General features: G+C 40.5%; 19 protein-coding genes. 10 read left to right on the top strand and 9 right to left on the bottom strand.

Annotated elements, in window-relative coordinates; translation table 11 throughout:
* Positions 1–2: 2 nt before the first annotated feature.
* The 4 genes from def to tig are packed head-to-tail and all read right to left on the bottom strand — an operon-like array spanning position 3 to position 3,515.
* A complete protein-coding gene (gene def / locus SJPD1_RS13280; protein WP_096047572.1) occupies positions 3–518 on the bottom strand; it encodes a peptide deformylase in 516 nt (171 codons plus the stop codon).
* The gene (locus tag SJPD1_RS13275) at positions 515–1,606 is read right to left on the bottom strand and encodes a GGDEF domain-containing protein (protein ID WP_096047571.1); all 1,092 of its coding nucleotides are present in this window, start codon (positions 1,604–1,606) and stop codon (positions 515–517) included. The genes def and SJPD1_RS13275 overlap by 4 nt, the downstream gene beginning before the upstream one ends.
* Before the next feature lie 20 nt (positions 1,607–1,626).
* Entirely contained in the window at positions 1,627–2,217 is a 591-nt protein-coding gene (gene clpP / locus SJPD1_RS13270) for an ATP-dependent Clp endopeptidase proteolytic subunit ClpP (RefSeq protein ID WP_096047570.1), read from the bottom strand.
* The gene (gene tig / locus SJPD1_RS13265; protein ID WP_096047569.1) at positions 2,217–3,515 is read right to left on the bottom strand and encodes a trigger factor; all 1,299 of its coding nucleotides are present in this window, start codon (positions 3,513–3,515) and stop codon (positions 2,217–2,219) included. Before tig ends, clpP begins: the two co-directional genes overlap by 1 nt.
* A gap of 128 nt (positions 3,516–3,643) precedes the next feature.
* Here tig and folE point away from each other — a divergent pair, with 128 nt between their 5' ends.
* From folE to SJPD1_RS13220, 9 genes are all read left to right on the top strand, one after another.
* Positions 3,644–4,219 carry a GTP cyclohydrolase I FolE gene (folE, locus tag SJPD1_RS13260; RefSeq protein ID WP_096047568.1) on the top strand — a complete coding sequence of 192 codons (576 nt, stop codon included), beginning with the start codon at positions 3,644–3,646 and terminating at the stop codon, positions 4,217–4,219.
* Positions 4,219–5,523, top strand: coding sequence for a flagellar protein export ATPase FliI (gene fliI / locus SJPD1_RS13255; protein WP_096047567.1), 1,305 nt, complete (start codon positions 4,219–4,221; stop codon positions 5,521–5,523). The genes folE and fliI overlap by 1 nt, the downstream gene beginning before the upstream one ends.
* Positions 5,524–5,615: 92 nt before the next feature.
* On the top strand, positions 5,616–6,806 hold the full coding sequence (locus tag SJPD1_RS13250; RefSeq protein WP_096047566.1) for a NifS family cysteine desulfurase: 1,191 nt from the start codon (positions 5,616–5,618) through the stop codon (positions 6,804–6,806).
* Between the two features lie 25 nt (positions 6,807–6,831).
* Positions 6,832–7,821, top strand: coding sequence for an iron-sulfur cluster assembly scaffold protein (locus SJPD1_RS13245; protein ID WP_096047565.1), 990 nt, complete (start codon positions 6,832–6,834; stop codon positions 7,819–7,821).
* 68 nt (positions 7,822–7,889) lie between these two features.
* On the top strand, positions 7,890–8,111 hold the full coding sequence (locus SJPD1_RS13240) for a MoaD/ThiS family protein (RefSeq protein WP_096047564.1): 222 nt from the start codon (positions 7,890–7,892) through the stop codon (positions 8,109–8,111).
* A gap of 3 nt (positions 8,112–8,114) precedes the next feature.
* On the top strand, positions 8,115–8,561 hold the full coding sequence (locus SJPD1_RS13235) for a molybdopterin synthase catalytic subunit (RefSeq protein ID WP_096047563.1): 447 nt from the start codon (positions 8,115–8,117) through the stop codon (positions 8,559–8,561).
* Positions 8,558–9,772 carry a molybdopterin molybdotransferase MoeA gene (locus tag SJPD1_RS13230; RefSeq protein ID WP_096047562.1) on the top strand — a complete coding sequence of 405 codons (1,215 nt, stop codon included), beginning with the start codon at positions 8,558–8,560 and terminating at the stop codon, positions 9,770–9,772. The genes SJPD1_RS13235 and SJPD1_RS13230 overlap by 4 nt, the downstream gene beginning before the upstream one ends.
* An 89-nt stretch (positions 9,773–9,861) precedes the next feature.
* Positions 9,862–10,068 carry a CPXCG motif-containing cysteine-rich protein gene (locus SJPD1_RS13225; RefSeq protein ID WP_096047561.1) on the top strand — a complete coding sequence of 69 codons (207 nt, stop codon included), beginning with the start codon at positions 9,862–9,864 and terminating at the stop codon, positions 10,066–10,068.
* 44 nt (positions 10,069–10,112) lie between these two features.
* Positions 10,113–11,147 (top strand): ABC transporter substrate-binding protein, encoded by a 1,035-nt coding sequence (locus tag SJPD1_RS13220; RefSeq protein WP_096047560.1) that lies wholly within the window; start codon positions 10,113–10,115, stop codon positions 11,145–11,147.
* Positions 11,148–11,374: 227 nt separating this feature from the next.
* On the opposite strand, the gene SJPD1_RS13215 is transcribed toward SJPD1_RS13220, so the two are convergent.
* The 5 genes from SJPD1_RS13215 to SJPD1_RS13195 all read right to left on the bottom strand — a co-directional run bounded on the left by SJPD1_RS13215 (position 11,375) and on the right by SJPD1_RS13195 (position 15,655).
* Positions 11,375–12,802, bottom strand: coding sequence for an SLC13 family permease (locus tag SJPD1_RS13215; RefSeq protein WP_210394381.1), 1,428 nt, complete (start codon positions 12,800–12,802; stop codon positions 11,375–11,377).
* Between the two features lie 311 nt (positions 12,803–13,113).
* The gene (locus SJPD1_RS14460; RefSeq protein ID WP_138070113.1) at positions 13,114–13,557 is read right to left on the bottom strand and encodes a hypothetical protein; all 444 of its coding nucleotides are present in this window, start codon (positions 13,555–13,557) and stop codon (positions 13,114–13,116) included.
* Positions 13,558–13,649: 92 nt separating this feature from the next.
* Positions 13,650–13,916: a transcriptional antiterminator Rof gene (locus SJPD1_RS13205; protein WP_096047558.1), complete on the bottom strand. Its 267-nt coding sequence runs from the start codon at positions 13,914–13,916 to the stop codon at positions 13,650–13,652.
* On the bottom strand, positions 13,913–14,335 hold the full coding sequence (locus SJPD1_RS13200; RefSeq protein ID WP_096047557.1) for a YqaA family protein: 423 nt from the start codon (positions 14,333–14,335) through the stop codon (positions 13,913–13,915). Before SJPD1_RS13200 ends, SJPD1_RS13205 begins: the two co-directional genes overlap by 4 nt.
* 3 nt (positions 14,336–14,338) lie before the next feature.
* Positions 14,339–15,655, bottom strand: coding sequence for an MFS transporter (locus tag SJPD1_RS13195; protein ID WP_096047556.1), 1,317 nt, complete (start codon positions 15,653–15,655; stop codon positions 14,339–14,341).
* A 221-nt stretch (positions 15,656–15,876) separates the two neighbouring features.
* Here SJPD1_RS13195 and mltA point away from each other — a divergent pair, with 221 nt between their 5' ends.
* Positions 15,877–16,947, top strand: coding sequence for a murein transglycosylase A (gene mltA / locus SJPD1_RS13190; protein ID WP_096047555.1), 1,071 nt, complete (start codon positions 15,877–15,879; stop codon positions 16,945–16,947).
* The last annotated feature ends 29 nt before the right edge of the window (positions 16,948–16,976 follow it).

Below are 16,976 nucleotides of genomic sequence, written 5' to 3'. Positions count from 1 at the left end.
CGTTATTTACCTGCTTTTTGCTTTTTTTTCCACTCTTTGTCAAATTTTTTACGTTTTAAGTAAGAGAGCTTTTCGATAAAAAGGCGACCTTTGAGGTGATCCATCTCATGCTGAACAGCAATAGCCATAAGATCTGTAAATTCTGCTTCGCACCTAGTACCATTGCGATCATAATAGGCTATTTTGATATGCTCCGCACGTTCAATTTCATCGTAGTAACCAGGCACACTCAAACAACCTTCTTGGTAAATCGTACTACCATCTTTTTCAAGGATGACAGGGTTGATAATTTCATAGAGATTTTCTCTTTTTTGCACACCTTCTTCATCGACAAGATTAATCACCAACACGTTCAGTGGTACAGCGACTTGAATAGCAGCAAGTCCAATACCTTCTTTAATGACCATCGTGTCATACATGTCATCTAAGAGCGTATGGAGTTGTGCATCAAAGTGTACGACGTCTTTTGAAGACTCTCGTAAAAGCTTATTGGGATAAACTAATACATCTAAAATCATTGTTCCTCGCTTGGAATAGATGGCACACACACAATATAAGGGACAAGCCTTTTTCCTGTATGTGGTAGCTCTTCAAGGGTTGCAGCAATAAATTCTTCGGCATTATGATCTGTATCGAGCGCAACAATGGAGAGCTCAATATCGGTTTCAACCTCTCCTGTTCCTACAAAAAAGCTGGTTTGATATACCAATTCACTGATACGATCGCATGCTTTTTTAGCACCAATAATGTCTGTATGTTTCAAGATCATCGCAAAAATTCCATCGCCAAAATGAGCAACAATATCGCTTCTTCGGGATGTTTTGAGCAGTAACTTTGCGATATTGCGTACAACAGTGTCTTTATCTTTTTTGTTAATGACTTTTTCCAATGAGCTCTCTTTAACACGTGCAAGCACTAAAGAGCTCGAATGGGCATAGTTTTTAATCAGTTTAATTTCATCTTGAAGCGTTTTTAAAAGATAACGTCTATTGTAAACACCGTACTTTACGTCAAAAATAGATTGGTTATCGACCTCTTGCAAAATCACTGTTGTTTTTTGATAATAATCTTTTAAAAGATCAATTTGTTTGGTGGTTAAACCAAACATTTTATTAAGGTCTTCACTCAGCGAAGAGATGATATTTTGAATAGAGAGTGGATTAGTATTAGACTCTAGCTGCGAAGCTCTTTTTTTAATGATCTCTTGCATAACGTTAAGGTTACGATAAACGGTTGAGACCACTTGCATAATGTTCTTAATTTGCGCAAATCCCTCTTTGACTTCGCGTTCAATACGCGCATGATTTTCATCATTATTGGTACTTTCTAATTCTAAAAAGTCATTAATACGTTTTTTAAATGCCGCAGGCTTACTTTCTAAAAGCTTGTCGAAATAGATTTGAAAATTAGTAGGTGTTGGAGGGATACTTTCATCTCCTAACACCTTTAAAACTAATGCGGCAAATTTTTCAAGCTCAACATTAGAAGCTTGGGTTACAATAGGCTCTTTGAGAGGTGGTGGAGGTGGGGCTGGTTCGACGACATCATCTTTCGCATCGATACTATAAACTCCTGTTTTCCCTTTTTCTTTATTAAAACGAACCATTGCTTGCCTTCTTTGATAGGTTATTTAAAACTTTTATCCAATACTTTATCAATCAAACCATATTCACATGACTCACCGGCACTCATGAAAAAGTCTCTCTCTGTATCTTTAATGATTTTAGGGAGTTTTTGTGAACAGTTTTTTGCCAAAATTTCATTCAAGACTTGTTTCATTCTTAAAATCTCTTTAGCTTGAATTTCAATATCGGTTGCTTGCCCTTGAGCACCACCCAGTGGTTGGTGAATCATAATACGCGCATTAGGAAGCGCATAACGCTTACCTTTAGCGCCAGAACTGAGTAAAAATGCTCCCATGGATGCTGCTTGACCGATACAAATCGTGCTAATATCGGGTCTCACATAATTCATTGTATCGTAGATACTAAAACCACTGGTAATAACGCCACCTGGGGAGTTAATATAAAGATAGATGTCTTTTTCAGGATCTTCTGCTTCAAGGAACAAAAGCTGAGCTACGATCGAAGAGGCAACAACATCATTGATCTCACCACTAAGCATAATAATACGATCTTTTAAAAGGCGAGAGTAGATATCATAACTTCTCTCACCGCGACCCGTTTTCTCGATAACGACAGGAACATAGTAGCTCATTATTTACCTTTTGTAAAAAGCTTTGTGAAGAGTCTCTCTTCAATAATAGACATTTTAATCGCTGGAAGAACACCTTGTTTTTCATAATATTCTAGGTATTCTTTTGGATTTGCACCTTGTTGCATGGCTTCAAAGTAGATCATTTGAAGCACTTCTTGATCACTCACATTAATACTCTCTTGTTTTGCTAATTCATCAACAATGAAAGTGAGTTTAACACTTTTTTCTGATTCTGCTCTAAACTCTTCTCTTTTTTCTTTAATTTTTTCTGGGTTAGTAGAGTATTCTTTAATTTCATCTTCACTGAGTTTGCCAAAAACGCTTCTCATTTGTAGGTCAATCTCTTGATCAACAATGTTTTCTGGAAGGTCGAATGTGATTTTCTCTAAAATATTTTCAACAAACTTAGGTTTAACATCTTCATTGAAAAGTTTTGCTAATTTCTCATTGCGAATTTCGTCTTCAATTTGACCTTCTAGTGTTTCAAGTGTTGGATTCTCAACACCAGGAAGTAATTTTTTAATCATCTCTTCATTTGGCGTTTCAGGAATATCTTTGACTTTAATCTCTTTAACAGTGACTTTAAATACCGTTGGTTTTCCTGCAAGGTCTTTATTTCCGTATGTTTCTGGGAATGTTACTTGGATATCTTTGCTCTTACTGCTTACTTTGAGTCCAATAATACCATCTTCAAAACCAGGGATAAACGAACCACTTCCAATTTCAAGCGTATATCCTTCTGCTTTTCCACCTTCAAATGCGACGCCATCGATAAAGCCTTCAAAATCAATCACAACAAAATCACCTGATTTAACGGCACGTTTTTCTTCTACTGTTTTAAGCTCAGCAACAAGGGCCAATGTTTTATCCAATCGCTCGCTAATCTCTTTTTTGGTCACTTTTGGAGTTTTGTACTCAGGCACACACTCTTTGTACCCTTCAACAACAATAGTTGGTTTAAATGAAAGTTTCATAACAAGCTCTAGCCCGCCATCTTTCTCTTCAAATTTTGAAAAACTTGGTTCTCCTACAACAAGGTCAGCTTTGATGTCAAGCTCAGTCAATGCTTTGGTGAAAAGCTCTCTGAGTGCTTCTGTTTGTGCATCTTCTTTGAGTTGTTTGCCGTAGCGTGCTTTAACGATATGTGCAGGAACTTTTCCTTTTCTAAAACCATCAACTTTCATATTTGAAGCCGCAGATGCAATCATCTTCTCTTCTTTTTTTTGCAATAGCGCGGGTGAAATGGTTGCCTCAACTGCAGCATTAGCACTATTTGTACGGTTAACTTTAATTTGCATAAAATCCCTTTTCGATATAAAATTTTGCTCAAATATAGCAAAAATTTGCTTTTAAGTCGCTTTTTATCCATTAAAAAGCAAAATGGAGATAAAATATCTCGTCTTAATTTTAACAGAAGTGAATCAAAATGCAACGAAGAGAAGAGTTTGAACAAGCCGTCAAAACAATGCTTGAAATTATTGGGGAAAATACCCAACGTGAGGGGCTTTTGAAAACACCAGAACGTGTGTTTAAAGCGTATGAATATATGACGCAAGGGTACGCTCAAAGTCCCAATGAAGTTCTCGGAGAAGCACTTTTTAATAGCGACAATAATCAAATGGTATTGATTAAAGATATAGAGTTTTATTCGATGTGCGAACATCACCTTTTACCGATTATTGGGCGTGCACATGTGGCGTATATTCCCGATGGAAAAGTCGTGGGACTTTCCAAAATTCCTCGTATGGTGGATATCTTTGCACGTCGTCTTCAAATCCAAGAACAACTGACCGAACAAATCGCTAAAGCGATTGATGATGTTATTGCGCCTAAAGGTGTTGGTGTTGTCATTCAAGCACGTCATATGTGTATGGAGATGCGAGGCGTTGAAAAAACACACTCTAATACCACAACATCCGCACTTCGTGGGCTTTTTTTAAAGGCAGATACGAGGAAAGAATTTTTTGATATTATCAACGCACCACAGGCTAATCGTTACTAATGCCACTAGCTCGCCTTAAAGAAAGACTTCACGGCAAAAGCCTCTCGCCCATGTTTGGTACGATTACCAAAATTAGCTCCACGACGATTGAAGCGTGTGGGCTAAGACCTAGCATTGGTGATATTGTCAAAATCGCCTCTTTAGATGGTAAAAAAAGTGAGCTTGGAATGGTCACAGAGGTGGATCGCAACTCCTTTTTTATCTCACCTTTTGGCTTTATTGAAGGGTTTAAAACAGGCGATAAAGTGTTTATTAGCGAGCAAGGCATGATGATCCCTGTCGGCGAAGAGTTACTTGGACGCGTGGTTGATCCCTTTATTCGCCCAAAAGACGGCAAAGGAACGATAGGTGCAAAGTCTATGGCACCGATTATGAAAGCTCCATTGGATCCGATGAAAAGAGGGTTGATTAATGAGCCTTTTCGTGTGGGGGTAAAAACCATTGATGGTCTTTTGACGTGTGGTAAGGGTCAGAAAATGGGTATTTTTGCAGGAAGTGGTGTGGGTAAGTCCACACTCATGGGTATGATCGTTCGTGGCGCGGAAGCATCCATTAAAGTGGTGGCACTCATAGGGGAACGTGGACGTGAGGTTCCTGAGTTTATTGAAAAAAACTTGGGTGGTAACCTTGAAAATACCGTCATCGTTGTCGCTACCAGTGATGATTCGCCTTTGATGCGAAAATACGGTGCGTTCAGTGCAATGAGCATTGCCGAGTATTTTAAAAATCAAGGCAGAGATGTTCTGTTTATGATGGATTCTGTGACGCGGTTTGCGATGGCACAGCGTGAAATTGGTCTTGCTTTGGGTGAACCTCCAACGTCTAAAGGGTATCCACCATCTGTTTTGGCACTTTTGCCGCAACTGATGGAGCGAGCGGGAAAAGAAGAGGGGAAAGGTTCAATTACAGCGTTCTTTACCGTATTGGTTGAGGGCGATGATTTGAGTGATCCGATTGCGGATCAATCCAGAAGTATTTTGGATGGTCACATTGTGCTCAGCCGCGAATTGACGGATTATGGAATTTATCCACCGATTAGCATTCAAAACAGTGCGTCGAGGGTTATGGGCGATGTCATTGATGGTGAGCACAAAAAAGCAGCGATGCGCTTTAAACGGCTTAATTCCATTTTGAAAGAGAACGAAGTTCTCATTCGCATCGGTGCATACGAAAAAGGTAACGATAAAGAGTTGGATATGGCAATTCATAAAAAAGAGAAGATGAATGGCTTTTTACAGCAAGCCCCTGAAGAAGTTTTTGAATTTGAAGCAACGGTTGCTGAGTTAAAACAGATCATTGCCTAAATTTCTTTAGTATTTTTTAATATAGAAAGTAATAGTATTCAAAAATTAATTAGGATAAAGTTTATCCTATATAGAAATGGAGAGAGAAGACAATGAGAGTCTATTTAGATAATAACGCGACAACCATAGTTGATCCTAAAGTTTTTGCAGAGATGGTTCCTTACTTTTGTCAAATGTACGGTAACCCAAATTCTTTGCACCAATTTGGTAGTGAGAGTCATCCCGCACTTCGAAAAGCAATGGATCAACTCTATGCAGGCATTAATGCAAGTGATGATGATGATATTGTCGTTACTTCTTGTGCGACTGAGAGCAATAACTGGGTGATTAAAAGTATCTATAATGACTATATTTTGAATGGTGATAAAGACCATATCATTACCAGCGAAGTCGAACATCCCGCTGTTGGATCATCCTGTAAATTTCTAGAAACTCTTGGTGTTAAAGTCACTTATTTGCCGGTTGATAGCAATGGCGTCATCAATGTGGAAGACCTTAAAAATGCCATTACCGATAAAACAGCACTTGTTTCTATTATGTGGGCGAACAACGAAACAGGTATGATTTTTCCTATCGAAGAAATTGGTGCAATTTGTAAAGAGCGAGGCGTACTTTTCCATACGGACGCCGTTCAAGCGATTGGTAAAATTCCTGTCGATGTTAAAAAAGCCAATGTTGATTTTCTTAGTTTCTCAGCCCATAAATTCCACGGACCAAAAGGTATTGGCGGACTTTATATTCGAGGAGGACAACAACTGACTCCTTTCTTCCACGGTGGAGAGCATATGGGTGGACGTCGTAGTGGAACACTGAATGTTCCAAGCATCGTAGGCATGGGCAAAGCGATGGAACTTGCTGTTGAAAACCTTGATTTTGAAAAAAATAACGTCCGACGTCTTCGCGATAAACTGGAAGATGCTATTGCGCTCATTCCTGAAACGTTAGTGATTGGTACCAAAGAGCAAAGAGTTCCTAATACCATTTTAGTTAGTGTCAAAGGTATTGAAGGTGAAGCGATGTTATGGGATTTAAATAAAAGTGGCATTGCTGCTAGTACAGGAAGTGCGTGTGCCAGTGAAGCGCTGGAGTCCAATCCTGTTATGGAAGCCATCGGCGCAGAGGCTGATTTGGCGCATACGGCACTAAGACTTTCCCTTTCACGTTTTACAACAGAAGAAGAGATAGACTATACGATAGAAGTTTTAAACAATGCGGTAACACGTCTTCGTGCCATTTCAAGCACGTATGCATATGCGCCATCATGGCACGTTAGTAAATTATAATTCAATAACGATAGAGGATAAAAAAATGGCAAAAAATAGTTTGATTGGCGGCTCCATTTGGGAGGAATACAGCCAAAAAGTACAAGATTTAATGAATCACCCACAAAATATGGGCGAGTTGACTGAAGAAGATGCAAAAAATATGGGTGGCAAGCTCATCATTGCTGATTTTGGTGCAGAGAGTTGTGGCGATGCCGTAAGACTTTACTGGATCGTTGATGAAGCAACCGAAATCATCAAGGCAGCAAAATTTAAAAGTTTTGGTTGTGGTACAGCGATCGCAAGTTCTGACACTATGGCAGAACTCTGTATCGGTAAAACGGTTTCTGAAGCGGTTAAAATTACCAATATTGATGTTGAACATGCCATGCGCGATACCCCTGATGTTCCTGCAGTTCCACCTCAAAAAATGCACTGTTCGGTTATGGCATACGACGTTATTAAAGCAGCAGCAGCTTCGTATAAAGGCGTTGATGCGGCTTCCTTTGAAGATGACATCATTGTGTGTGAATGTGCACGTGTCAGCCTTGGAACGATTAAAGAAGTGATTAAAATTAATGACCTTAAAACGGTTGAAGAGATTACCAACTACACCAAAGCAGGTGCGTTTTGTAAATCGTGTATCAAACCAGGTGGGCATGAGGCAAGAGAACATTACTTGGTTGACATTTTAAGAGATACCAGAGCGGAAATGGAACATGACCATTTATTAGCTATCTCTAACTCCAAAATCGAAGGTAGCAATACCGTTGACTTTGATGATCTGACCATCGTTAAAAAATTCCAAGCGATTGAATCAATCATTGATGAAAACATTCGTCCAATGCTGGTTATGGATGGTGGTAACCTTGAAATCCTCGACATTAAAGAGGGTGATGGTGGTGTCAGTGATGTGTATATCCGATACCTTGGCGCTTGCAGCGGCTGTGCAAGTAGCTCTACAGGCACGCTTTTTGCGATTGAAGCTGTCCTACAAGAGAAATTAAGTAAAAATATACGAATATTACCTATCTAAAAGATTGGGAGGAGTTTTTCCTCCCCTCCTAATCTTTCGAAATTTCTTACATGTAATAAGGAAAAGATGTGGCAAAAGTCGAATTTTTAGGACCCCTTGGTCGCCCCAGTATTGAGGTGGATATCTCAAATCTTAGTGAACTCAAAACCTTTTTTAAAGAAGACAAAGAACTTCAAGATTGGCTTGCTATCTGCGCCGTCGCTGTCAATGACACTCTTGTTTGCGACCTCAATATTCCCCTTTCCAAAAACGATAAAATCTCACTTCTCCCTCCTGTTTGTGGAGGTTGATCTATGGTAGAACTTCACAATGGATCTTTACATGTAAACACGATTTTGGCAGATTGGTACGCCAAAATTAGCGATAAAAACTATGGTGCGTTCATTCCTTTTGTGGGAATTGTCAGAGATGAAGATGGCATTGAAGGGCTTAGTTTTGATATTTACGAGCCTATTTTAAATAACTGGTTTAACGCGTGGCAAGAAAAAGCCAAAGCGCAAAATGCGTATCTTCTTATGGCACATTCTCGTGGTGATGTACCTAACCATACTTCAAGTTATATTGCCGCTGTTGTTTCTCCCAAACGAAAGGTAGCCCTCAAAATGATTAATGATTTTGTCGAAGATTTTAAAGCCAACGCTCCCATTTGGAAGTATGATTTGGTGGACGGAAAACGTGTGTATGCCAAAGAGCGATCTCACATTTTGAGTGGATCAGGTCTATTAAAGGCGGACGCATGAGCCATACATTTCCTCCTTTTGATGAGACGCTGAAGGCGCTTGAAAACTCTATAAAAACCGAAATTGGCATTGAAAATATTTTTATTGGTGACGCGTTGGGTCGCTTTCTTGCCGTTGATATTGTAGCTCCTGAAAACAATCCAACGCATGCAACTTCTTCGATGGATGGCTACGCCATTCGCTTTGTTGATCAGCAACTAGGCTCGTTGATCATTAGTGATTTTATCCCAGCGGGGACTGAGACGCACGGTGTCGTGAACAAAGGTGAATGTGTTAAAACTTTTACGGGAACACTGATGAGCGAAGGTAGCGATACGCTGATTCCCATCGAAAATGTTGAGGTCAAAGAAGGCAAGATTCACATTACTTCTGCGGTGTCGAAAGGCTTTGCGGTTCGTCCTGTGGGAGAGAACTATAAAGCGGGTGAAGTGCTCATCAAAAAAGGCACGAAGATCGGTTTTGCGGAAATTGGTGTGATGGCAGAAGTGGGTATGGTGCAGGTTGAAGTTTTTATGAAGCCTCGCATCGCCATTCTTTCTACGGGTAATGAAATCTTGGACTTTGGTGAGCCTAAGACTTCTTTTGCTCAAATTCGCAGTTCAAACCATGTGACGGTTGAAGCCATTTTACGCCAACTGGGTTGTGAGTGTATGCGTTTTAAACTCATTCGTGATGACCGAGATGTGATCGAACAACAGCTTCGTCAAGCGCTGATGTGGAGTGACATCGTCATTACCACAGGTGGCGGTAGTGTGGGTGATTTTGACTTTATACAGAGCATTCTTACCGATATGAAAATCGAAAATATCATCGATGGTTCGTACATGAAACCGGGGCGCCATATACGTGTTGTCAAAACAGGTCACAAATATATCTACGCGCTCCCAGGCTTTCCGTACAGTGCTTCGGTCTGTACCTTTTTATTCATCGCTCCATTGCTTCGTAAAATGCGCGCACAAACGTTTGCTTTGCCAACGATTAAAGCTTACATGGGCGAGCTCTATAAAAAACGCTCCAAATTTGTGGAATTTACCGCGTGCAATCTTCGATTTATTGAGGGTCAGCTTGTCGTTGATTTAGAAGGCAAAAAAGAGGGCAGTAGTGCCATCCTCAATAACCTCTTAGAAAATCCCGTTCTTTTACGCGTTGAAAAAGATGTCCAAAAAATTGAAAAAGGCGAGATGGTTGATATTGTATTGCTAGACTTGTAAGAGTCTGGCAATACCCAAAAAACCTCATTTCTATCTTTACATGTAAAGATAGAAATTGAATTATGACCGCTGTGTTCTGAAAGGTTTTTATGAATAACACCCTTTTTGACAAAACCATCACCTGCCCTTACTGCTGGGAAAGTTTTTCCATTTTTATTGAGCCAAGTAGTGAAGCGGGCGAGAGTTATATTGAAGACTGTTACGTCTGCTGTCGTCCCATCGAAATTTACATTGCATCCAAAAATGATGAGTCTGTGGATGTTCGTATTAACCGTGTAGAGGGCAATGAATTTTAAGATAAAATCTTTACATGTAAAGCCTCTTGATTTGGAGATACGTTATGAAACACTTTTCTTATTTACTGATGATTTTCGCGTTAAGCTGTACATCTCTTCTTGCAGAACAAACATTTACCGATAACGCCAACACGACGCATACGAATATTCCCGATTCCATTGGACGCATCGCTGATGCATGGCCTGCGCATAATGCGATTGTGACGATGCTTGGAGCTGGCGATAAAATTGTAGCAACCATTGTGACAGAGCAGATGTGTCCGTGGCTCTATAAGATCAACCCACACATGCGCCAAGCAGCCGTTGTTTTTAGTAATAATACCGTTGCGATGAGCTCCATAGAAGAGTTGTTAAAAGCCAAACCTGATGTTGTTTTCACCTTTGTGGGCAATAAAAATATTGGAGTATTTCGAAACCTTGGCGTGCCTATTATCGAGCTTTCGCTTGTAGATTTTCCTTCCTTACGAGAGTGCGTTTTACTGACAGGCAAAATTTTGGGCAAAGTCGCATTCGCGAAAGCGGAACAGTATGCGCTCTATTTAGATCAAGTCACGCAAAAGATTGATGAGAGGCTCAAAGATGTTCCCGCTCAGCAAAGACCAAAAGTATTGCATCTGAGCAATATTAGCACCTCATTTGTGGTGGATGGCGCAGGTTCAATGATGGACTCTTGGATACGACTAGCGGGAGGCATTAACGTCGCTAGTGCACTTCAAGGCCCCAGTAAAACCGTCTCAGCCGAACAAATCATTGCATGGAATCCCGATATTGTTATCATTGGTTCCACCTCTAGTGAGGTTCAAGCGAGTGATTTTCTCAATAACCCGATGTTTAAAAATACTTCCGCAACCTTGTCCAAACGCGTCTACATCAACCCAAAAGGGATGTTTTTCTGGGACAGATACAGTGCCGAAGCCATTTTACAAGTGCAATGGGCAGCACAGATTTTTTATCCTGAAAAATTTAAAGAGTTTGACATCGAACAAGAAACCATTGCTTTTTACACACGCTTTTTTGACTATCCGTTAAGTAAAGAAGAGGCAAAAATGATTATCAAAGGGATTCCTCCGCAAAAATAAAGTAGATATTGAGACGATTGATGACTGCATCCTTTATCAAACGCCTATTGAGCTTAAAATTCAATGGTAGGTTAGTTTTGGAATTAAAAATAATGACCTTCAAAATTTTTACATGTAAACGTTAAGAATGCAAGCTTCTTAACGTTTTTTATCTACTTTTTTCATTTCTTTATAGTGTTCCATTAAATAGAGGCTTTAATGGAACACCCAATTTTAAGCTAATCGTATCAAAATAGCCCTATCCAACTCCAATACGTGTAAACCATAATCGTACAAAAAACCGCACCAAAGAGACTCATGATCGCACCCACTTTGATTAATTCGCTTGAGGTGATCTCTTCCGTTGCCAGACCGATGATGTTCGGGAGATTGGAGACGGGGAGTAGGTATTGGTGGAGCATATTCATAGCAACCAAGAGAACAAATGCGGTGACTTGCATGCCCGCATTGGCAGGAAGCGCTGCAACGGCGATGGCATGAGCGATGACAACGGGTGTCAATGCTGTTGTTTTAGGACCTGCCCCTGTGAACAAGACTTGAAGTGCCAGCATCAGCCAGATGAAAATGACGACTTGAAGTTTGACATCAAGACTAAGTAACGGATGAAAAAACGTGCTGGCAAGCCATGCGGCGGCTCCCGTTTTAACGAGCAGGGAACCCATGGACAAACCAGCTCCATACACGATAAAAACATTCCAAGGCACTTTCTTTTCAGCCTCTTTCCATGTCATGACTTGTGTAGGAACGGGAGCGATCATTGCGGCAACGGCAAGCATAGCAACAAGGGTTGCATTGAGACCGTGCAGTTTATCGGTCGCCCACAGAAGAAGTGTTGCGATGAAAATGACAAAAGCATAAATCTCTTTTGGACTCATTTTTCCCATCTCGCTTAATTGTTGATTCATCACATCGCGACCAGCAGATATATCTTCAATATCAGGTGGAAACATCTTAATGATGATATAGGTTGCAATTAAACCCATGAGTAAAGCGGGTGGCATACCGATTTTAAACCACTCCATCCAGCTAACATCAACGCCTGTTGCATTTTTGATAAGACTGACGGAGATAGGATTGGCGGCATGAGAAGTCATAATGCCCATACAGTACATCGTTCCCGCAATAGTGACAATATAAATTAACCCTTTTACGAGGGTACTTTGCCCTTTTTCGGCACCAAATGCCAAACCCATCGAGGTGATAATCGGCAAAACCAAAAGGGTTTTTGCTGCAAGAGAAGGAATAAAAAAGGTCATAATTAGCGTCACAAGTGAGATCGCCCAATACAAATTAATGGCAGATTTTCCGATTTTGCTCACGATAATGAGAGCGAGTCTTTTTGAAAGTCCCGTATCGCCCATACACGCTGCCATAATCATGCCCAAAACAACAATCCAAACGCCCGTAGAAGAGTAACCGATCAATGCTTCTCCAATTTTTCCTGCACCAAACAAAACTAAAAAAGCAATGATTAAGAAACCGCTCTGTGCATCATCAAGGGCTTGTGTAATCCAGACGATGATAGCAAAGATGCCAACACCCAGCGCTACTTTTCCTTTAAAATTGAGTCCCGGCATTTCTGGTGTGAGATAAATCATGGAGAGCATAGCGACTAACGCCAAAACAATATAAATCATCTTCTTCGTATTAAACATATAACCTCCTGGTATACACTTTAGATGTCAGATGAGAGAAATAGAAAAATTACTTATAGTAAAGATTAAAAATATTAAATTTGATTCTTGAAGTAGAATAAGATAAGAATCCTTAAATTTGAGGAATAAAAAAAAGTTATATTTTCAGAGGTTTGGTGTGAAATGACCAGTTCTTCTAGGAGGAAAAAGAGTGGAGCTAAACGTTTAATCTTCCGATTGCACATTTTCAAAATAAGCGCAATTTTGGGAGATAAAATCTTTACATGTAAAGAAAAGGATGTCCGTTAAACGTTTAGCTCTTTTGAGTCGACTTATCTTCTATAGTGATCGAAACGGTCATAATGTCGATGAGGTCCGTAATGGTAAAAGCCATGTCCTAAGGCATCGTATAATAGCCCATAAAAGAGGACAGTACCTGCCGCATCGACAACATCATAAACAGGACCTCTGTCAATGATTCGTTCTCTAATAATAACAGGTCGATCATAGGTAACGACTCTATCTTCAACCATAACCGTTGTAGTCTGCATAGGAGATCCTTCTACGATAACGTGCGAAGAAGGGGGCATAGGCGAAACTCTCTCGACTCTGTACATGGTTTGGTCTGCTGTGTTGTCATATACAACTGTGCCACTTGGTAAGATATAACCTGCTCCAAAAAGTGATGGAGTGATTAGGGAAAATATGCCTAGCGTGATCATAAAACTTTTGCTGATGCAAAGGCTGTTTAGTTTTGATTTAGTAGGGTACAACATTGTTGAAGCTCCAAAATTCATATTTTAAAATTATTTTGATCTATTATAAGTCTGTTCTGTTAACGATTCGTAAATTATTGACGAATAGGGCATTATTCTGTGAAATTATCTCCCTTTACATGTAAAAACGAAACCTCTTTATGCCTTTTGCCATTAAACGAAAAAATTGTTTGAAGATTGATCTTTTTTCCACCTTTTAACATCAAAAACTCTTCATACTCAATCATCATTAATTCTGTGACTACCCCTTTAAGAGTGGTGCTTTGCTCGTTTTCCAGATAGACAATGGTGGAGGGAATTTTGCGTTCTATGGCGACCATAAGTTGGTCATAAAATTCGCAGGAGATGGGTGAGTTCATTGTGTTACCGCCAAAAATCCAAGATAAACAAAAATATACCGTGCCAATTTGGCAAAGCCAACGATGATGATAAACTTCCACCACGCATAACGTACGACACCTGCAACAAACGTGAGTGGATCGCCAATGATGGGAAGCCATGAAAAAAGCAAACTCCATGCGCCGTATTTTTCAAAAAGAGTGGAGGCTTTTTGGAGGTGTTTTTCGCTCATATAGTTTTTGCGAAGGGCGAAGTCTGTAGCGTATTTTCCAAGCAGATAGTTAACAAATGCGCCCAGTGTATTGCCCAGTGTTGCGATGAGAAGCAGTAAAAAAGGGTTTAGATGAAGGCTAAGAAGATAGAGAAAAAGCGCTTCGCTTCCACCAGGTAGTAACGTGGCAGAGGCGAAACTTGTTAAAAAAAGAGAGAGATAACTCACTGATTAGGAAATGACCGCTAAAATCGTCTCTTTGTCGGTGAGGTTAGCATCGTATTTGACGACCAAGATGTGCTCACTCTCGTTGCGATACCACTCCACAACGCCTTTAAGTCCTTTGAGGTGCTCCACACGTGAAATATCAAATTCGCCATAAGGTAAATAAATGTTTTTGTTGTGGCTTGGATTTTTAAGACTGGCGATCAAAAAGAGCCAGAGAATACAGATGATAAAGATCACCCACGCAATCTCCATAATGCCAAAATGTTGTAGGAAATAACCACCAAATACACCACCTACAAACGTTCCACCGTAACCAAATGTATTAAAGACACCAAGGGCTGCACCTTTTTGGTGAACTTTAGCGTATTTGCTTGCCATGGATTGCATGAGCGGTTCGTGCATATTAAAGCCGATGAAGAAAATAACTACACCCACGATAAACCATGGAGCTTTGTGCGCGTAGCCCATCATAACGTAGCTGATCGCAAAAAGCGCTACACCAATCATCAGCATCTCTTTGGCTTTATGTTTTTTTTCTCCCAAAATGGCAGAAGGTCCCATCGCAAGCACACCACAGAGCATCGCAGGCAGATAAACCATCCAAAGCTCTTTTTTAGCAAAGCTAAACTCTTGTACCATGATGATAGGAATGACCATAAATGCAAGCGTCATCATTCCCTTTTGAAGCATGTTGGTGATGTTCATCTTCATGAGGTCTTTATCTTTGAGAATATGTCTCAGTTGCGTCTCATCGGCACCGTAGTTGTGAATGATCTTGGGTGGGTTAGGCACTTTGGTGTAGAGTACGATCATCGCAAAAACGGAAAGGGCGGCGGTAATAAAGAAGAGTTTATCGACCCCATAATAACCACCAATGACAGAACCTAACATCATGGAAATCGCAAAGCTTGCCGCGATACAGCCTCCCATAATCGCCATAGCGTGTCCGCGCACTTCTTCTTTGACCATGTCACTGATCATCGCCGTTCCAACAGCGCCAATCGCCGCCGCTCCTTGTAAAAAGCGTCCGATCATCAGTCCGTAGATGGTGGTACTATACGCACACACAAGTGAGCCAATTAGAAAAACAATGAGCCCCACAAAAATAGTGATTTTACGTCCAATTTTGTCTGATAAAATCCCAAAAGGAATTTGCAAAAACATTTGTGTGAGTGCATACCCACCAATGGTAATGCCCACTAAAAATTCGTTGGAGCCCTCCAAGTGAAGTGCGTAAACGGAGAGAACGGGTAGGACGATGAAGAGACCTAAGAAACGGAGTGAAATGATAAGGCTAAGGGGAAAAATAGTTTTAAACATAGGTGCAAAAATTCCTCAAGATTAATTAAGGACAATTTTACCCTTGTTAAACTTTGAAAATTCTATAGATAATTTTGGGTGAATTTAGAGCAAGGTTGTTTTATGTTATAATTTTTCGATACATTTATTGCGTTTGATACTCCTAAAATGGCTTTTGTCAAGCTCAACAAGTTAAAAAAATGATGAGATACCTTTAAGGGTAGCTCTTGTAATGGATTGTGATGCGATATAGTCTCCCCCTTTTGATCTGTCTACTGTTTGTGTTGAGCGGTTGTGCTCCAAAATCTGCTCCTACGCCTCAAGATGAAGCCTTTGTCTCCTCTTTGAAAGCCCAAAATGAACGTTTCAATGCACTCGCTGAGCATGAAAATTTTGATGAACTCCTTTCGCTTTTTCGCCAAAATTGCGCCGCACCGCTGGCTAAAAAAGCGTATCCTCATGTCTGTGAACAATCCTTACATGTAAAAGATGCCAGAGCCTTTTTTCAAAACTCGTTTGAGCTTAAAAAGATTCAGCCTAATGAGCAACGCTCAATGCTGACAGGGTATTATGAGCCTTTATTGCATGGCAGTCTGAAAAAAAGCGCACGGTTTAAATACCCTGTGTATGCCAAGCCCAAAGATTTGGTTGCCATTGTGGGAGAACGCGACAAAAAAATGCGTGGACGCTCCGTGAAAGGCAAAATGCTTCCGTACTATACCCGTGCAGAGATCGAAAAGCATAAAATTAACGCCGAAGTACTCTGTTATGTGGACGATAAAATCGATCTTTTCTTTATGGAAGTGCAAGGTTCTGGCAGGGTTGAACTGGAAAATGGCAACGTCATTTTTATAGGCTATGCGGACTCTAATGGGCATCCGTACAAATCACTCGGTCGAGAGATGTTCAATCGGGGTATTTTTACCAATCTGGAAGATATCTCTTTGCAGAGCATCAAAGCGTGGCTAGTAGCGCATCCTAGCCAAATCGACGCGATGCTCAATACCAACCCAAGTTATGTGTTCTTTCGCAAAATGGAACAACGTGCCACGGGAAGTTTAGGACTGGTGCTAACCCCTGAGCGTTCTGTCGCGGTGGACCGCAGTTACATTCCTTTAGGTTCTCTTTTGGCGATCAAGAGCGAATCCCCCAACTACAAAGTCGATACATTTGTCTTTGCGCAAGACACGGGTGGCGCCATCAAAGGACCCAACCGTGCGGATATGTTTATGGGTTATGGCGAGAGGGCCCAATGGATAGCAGGCGAGCTCAAGGCTCCGCTTGAAGTGTGGATCATGCAACCGAAGTTTTAAACAAAAAATAGATAGAATAAAACCTTATT

It is taken from the genome of Sulfurospirillum diekertiae (assembly GCF_002309535.1).
Taxonomy (GTDB): domain Bacteria; phylum Campylobacterota; class Campylobacteria; order Campylobacterales; family Sulfurospirillaceae; genus Sulfurospirillum; species Sulfurospirillum diekertiae.
Note: the sequence above shows the minus strand (reverse complement) of the source record. Positions and strands in the feature narration are given on the sequence as shown.

Excerpts from the sequence above, each read along its gene's own strand:
- def (WP_096047572.1), bottom strand. The coding sequence starts at position 518 with ATGATTTTAGATGTATTAGTTTATCCCAATAAGCTTTTACGAGAGTCT.
- SJPD1_RS13275 (WP_096047571.1), bottom strand. The coding sequence starts at position 1,606 with ATGGTTCGTTTTAATAAAGAAAAAGGGAAAACAGGAGTTTATAGTATC.
- clpP (WP_096047570.1), bottom strand. The coding sequence starts at position 2,217 with ATGAGCTACTATGTTCCTGTCGTTATCGAGAAAACGGGTCGCGGTGAG.
- tig (WP_096047569.1), bottom strand. The coding sequence starts at position 3,515 with ATGCAAATTAAAGTTAACCGTACAAATAGTGCTAATGCTGCAGTTGAG.
- folE (WP_096047568.1), top strand. The coding sequence starts at position 3,644 with ATGCAACGAAGAGAAGAGTTTGAACAAGCCGTCAAAACAATGCTTGAA.
- fliI (WP_096047567.1), top strand. The coding sequence starts at position 4,219 with ATGCCACTAGCTCGCCTTAAAGAAAGACTTCACGGCAAAAGCCTCTCG.
- SJPD1_RS13250 (WP_096047566.1), top strand. The coding sequence starts at position 5,616 with ATGAGAGTCTATTTAGATAATAACGCGACAACCATAGTTGATCCTAAA.
- SJPD1_RS13245 (WP_096047565.1), top strand. The coding sequence starts at position 6,832 with ATGGCAAAAAATAGTTTGATTGGCGGCTCCATTTGGGAGGAATACAGC.
- SJPD1_RS13235 (WP_096047563.1), top strand. The coding sequence starts at position 8,115 with ATGGTAGAACTTCACAATGGATCTTTACATGTAAACACGATTTTGGCA.
- SJPD1_RS13230 (WP_096047562.1), top strand. The coding sequence starts at position 8,558 with ATGAGCCATACATTTCCTCCTTTTGATGAGACGCTGAAGGCGCTTGAA.
- SJPD1_RS13225 (WP_096047561.1), top strand. The coding sequence starts at position 9,862 with ATGAATAACACCCTTTTTGACAAAACCATCACCTGCCCTTACTGCTGG.
- SJPD1_RS13220 (WP_096047560.1), top strand. The coding sequence starts at position 10,113 with ATGAAACACTTTTCTTATTTACTGATGATTTTCGCGTTAAGCTGTACA.
- SJPD1_RS13215 (WP_210394381.1), bottom strand. The coding sequence starts at position 12,802 with ATGTTTAATACGAAGAAGATGATTTATATTGTTTTGGCGTTAGTCGCT.
- SJPD1_RS14460 (WP_138070113.1), bottom strand. The coding sequence starts at position 13,557 with ATGTTGTACCCTACTAAATCAAAACTAAACAGCCTTTGCATCAGCAAA.
- SJPD1_RS13205 (WP_096047558.1), bottom strand. The coding sequence starts at position 13,916 with ATGAACTCACCCATCTCCTGCGAATTTTATGACCAACTTATGGTCGCC.
- SJPD1_RS13195 (WP_096047556.1), bottom strand. The coding sequence starts at position 15,655 with ATGTTTAAAACTATTTTTCCCCTTAGCCTTATCATTTCACTCCGTTTC.
- mltA (WP_096047555.1), top strand. The coding sequence starts at position 15,877 with ATGCGATATAGTCTCCCCCTTTTGATCTGTCTACTGTTTGTGTTGAGC.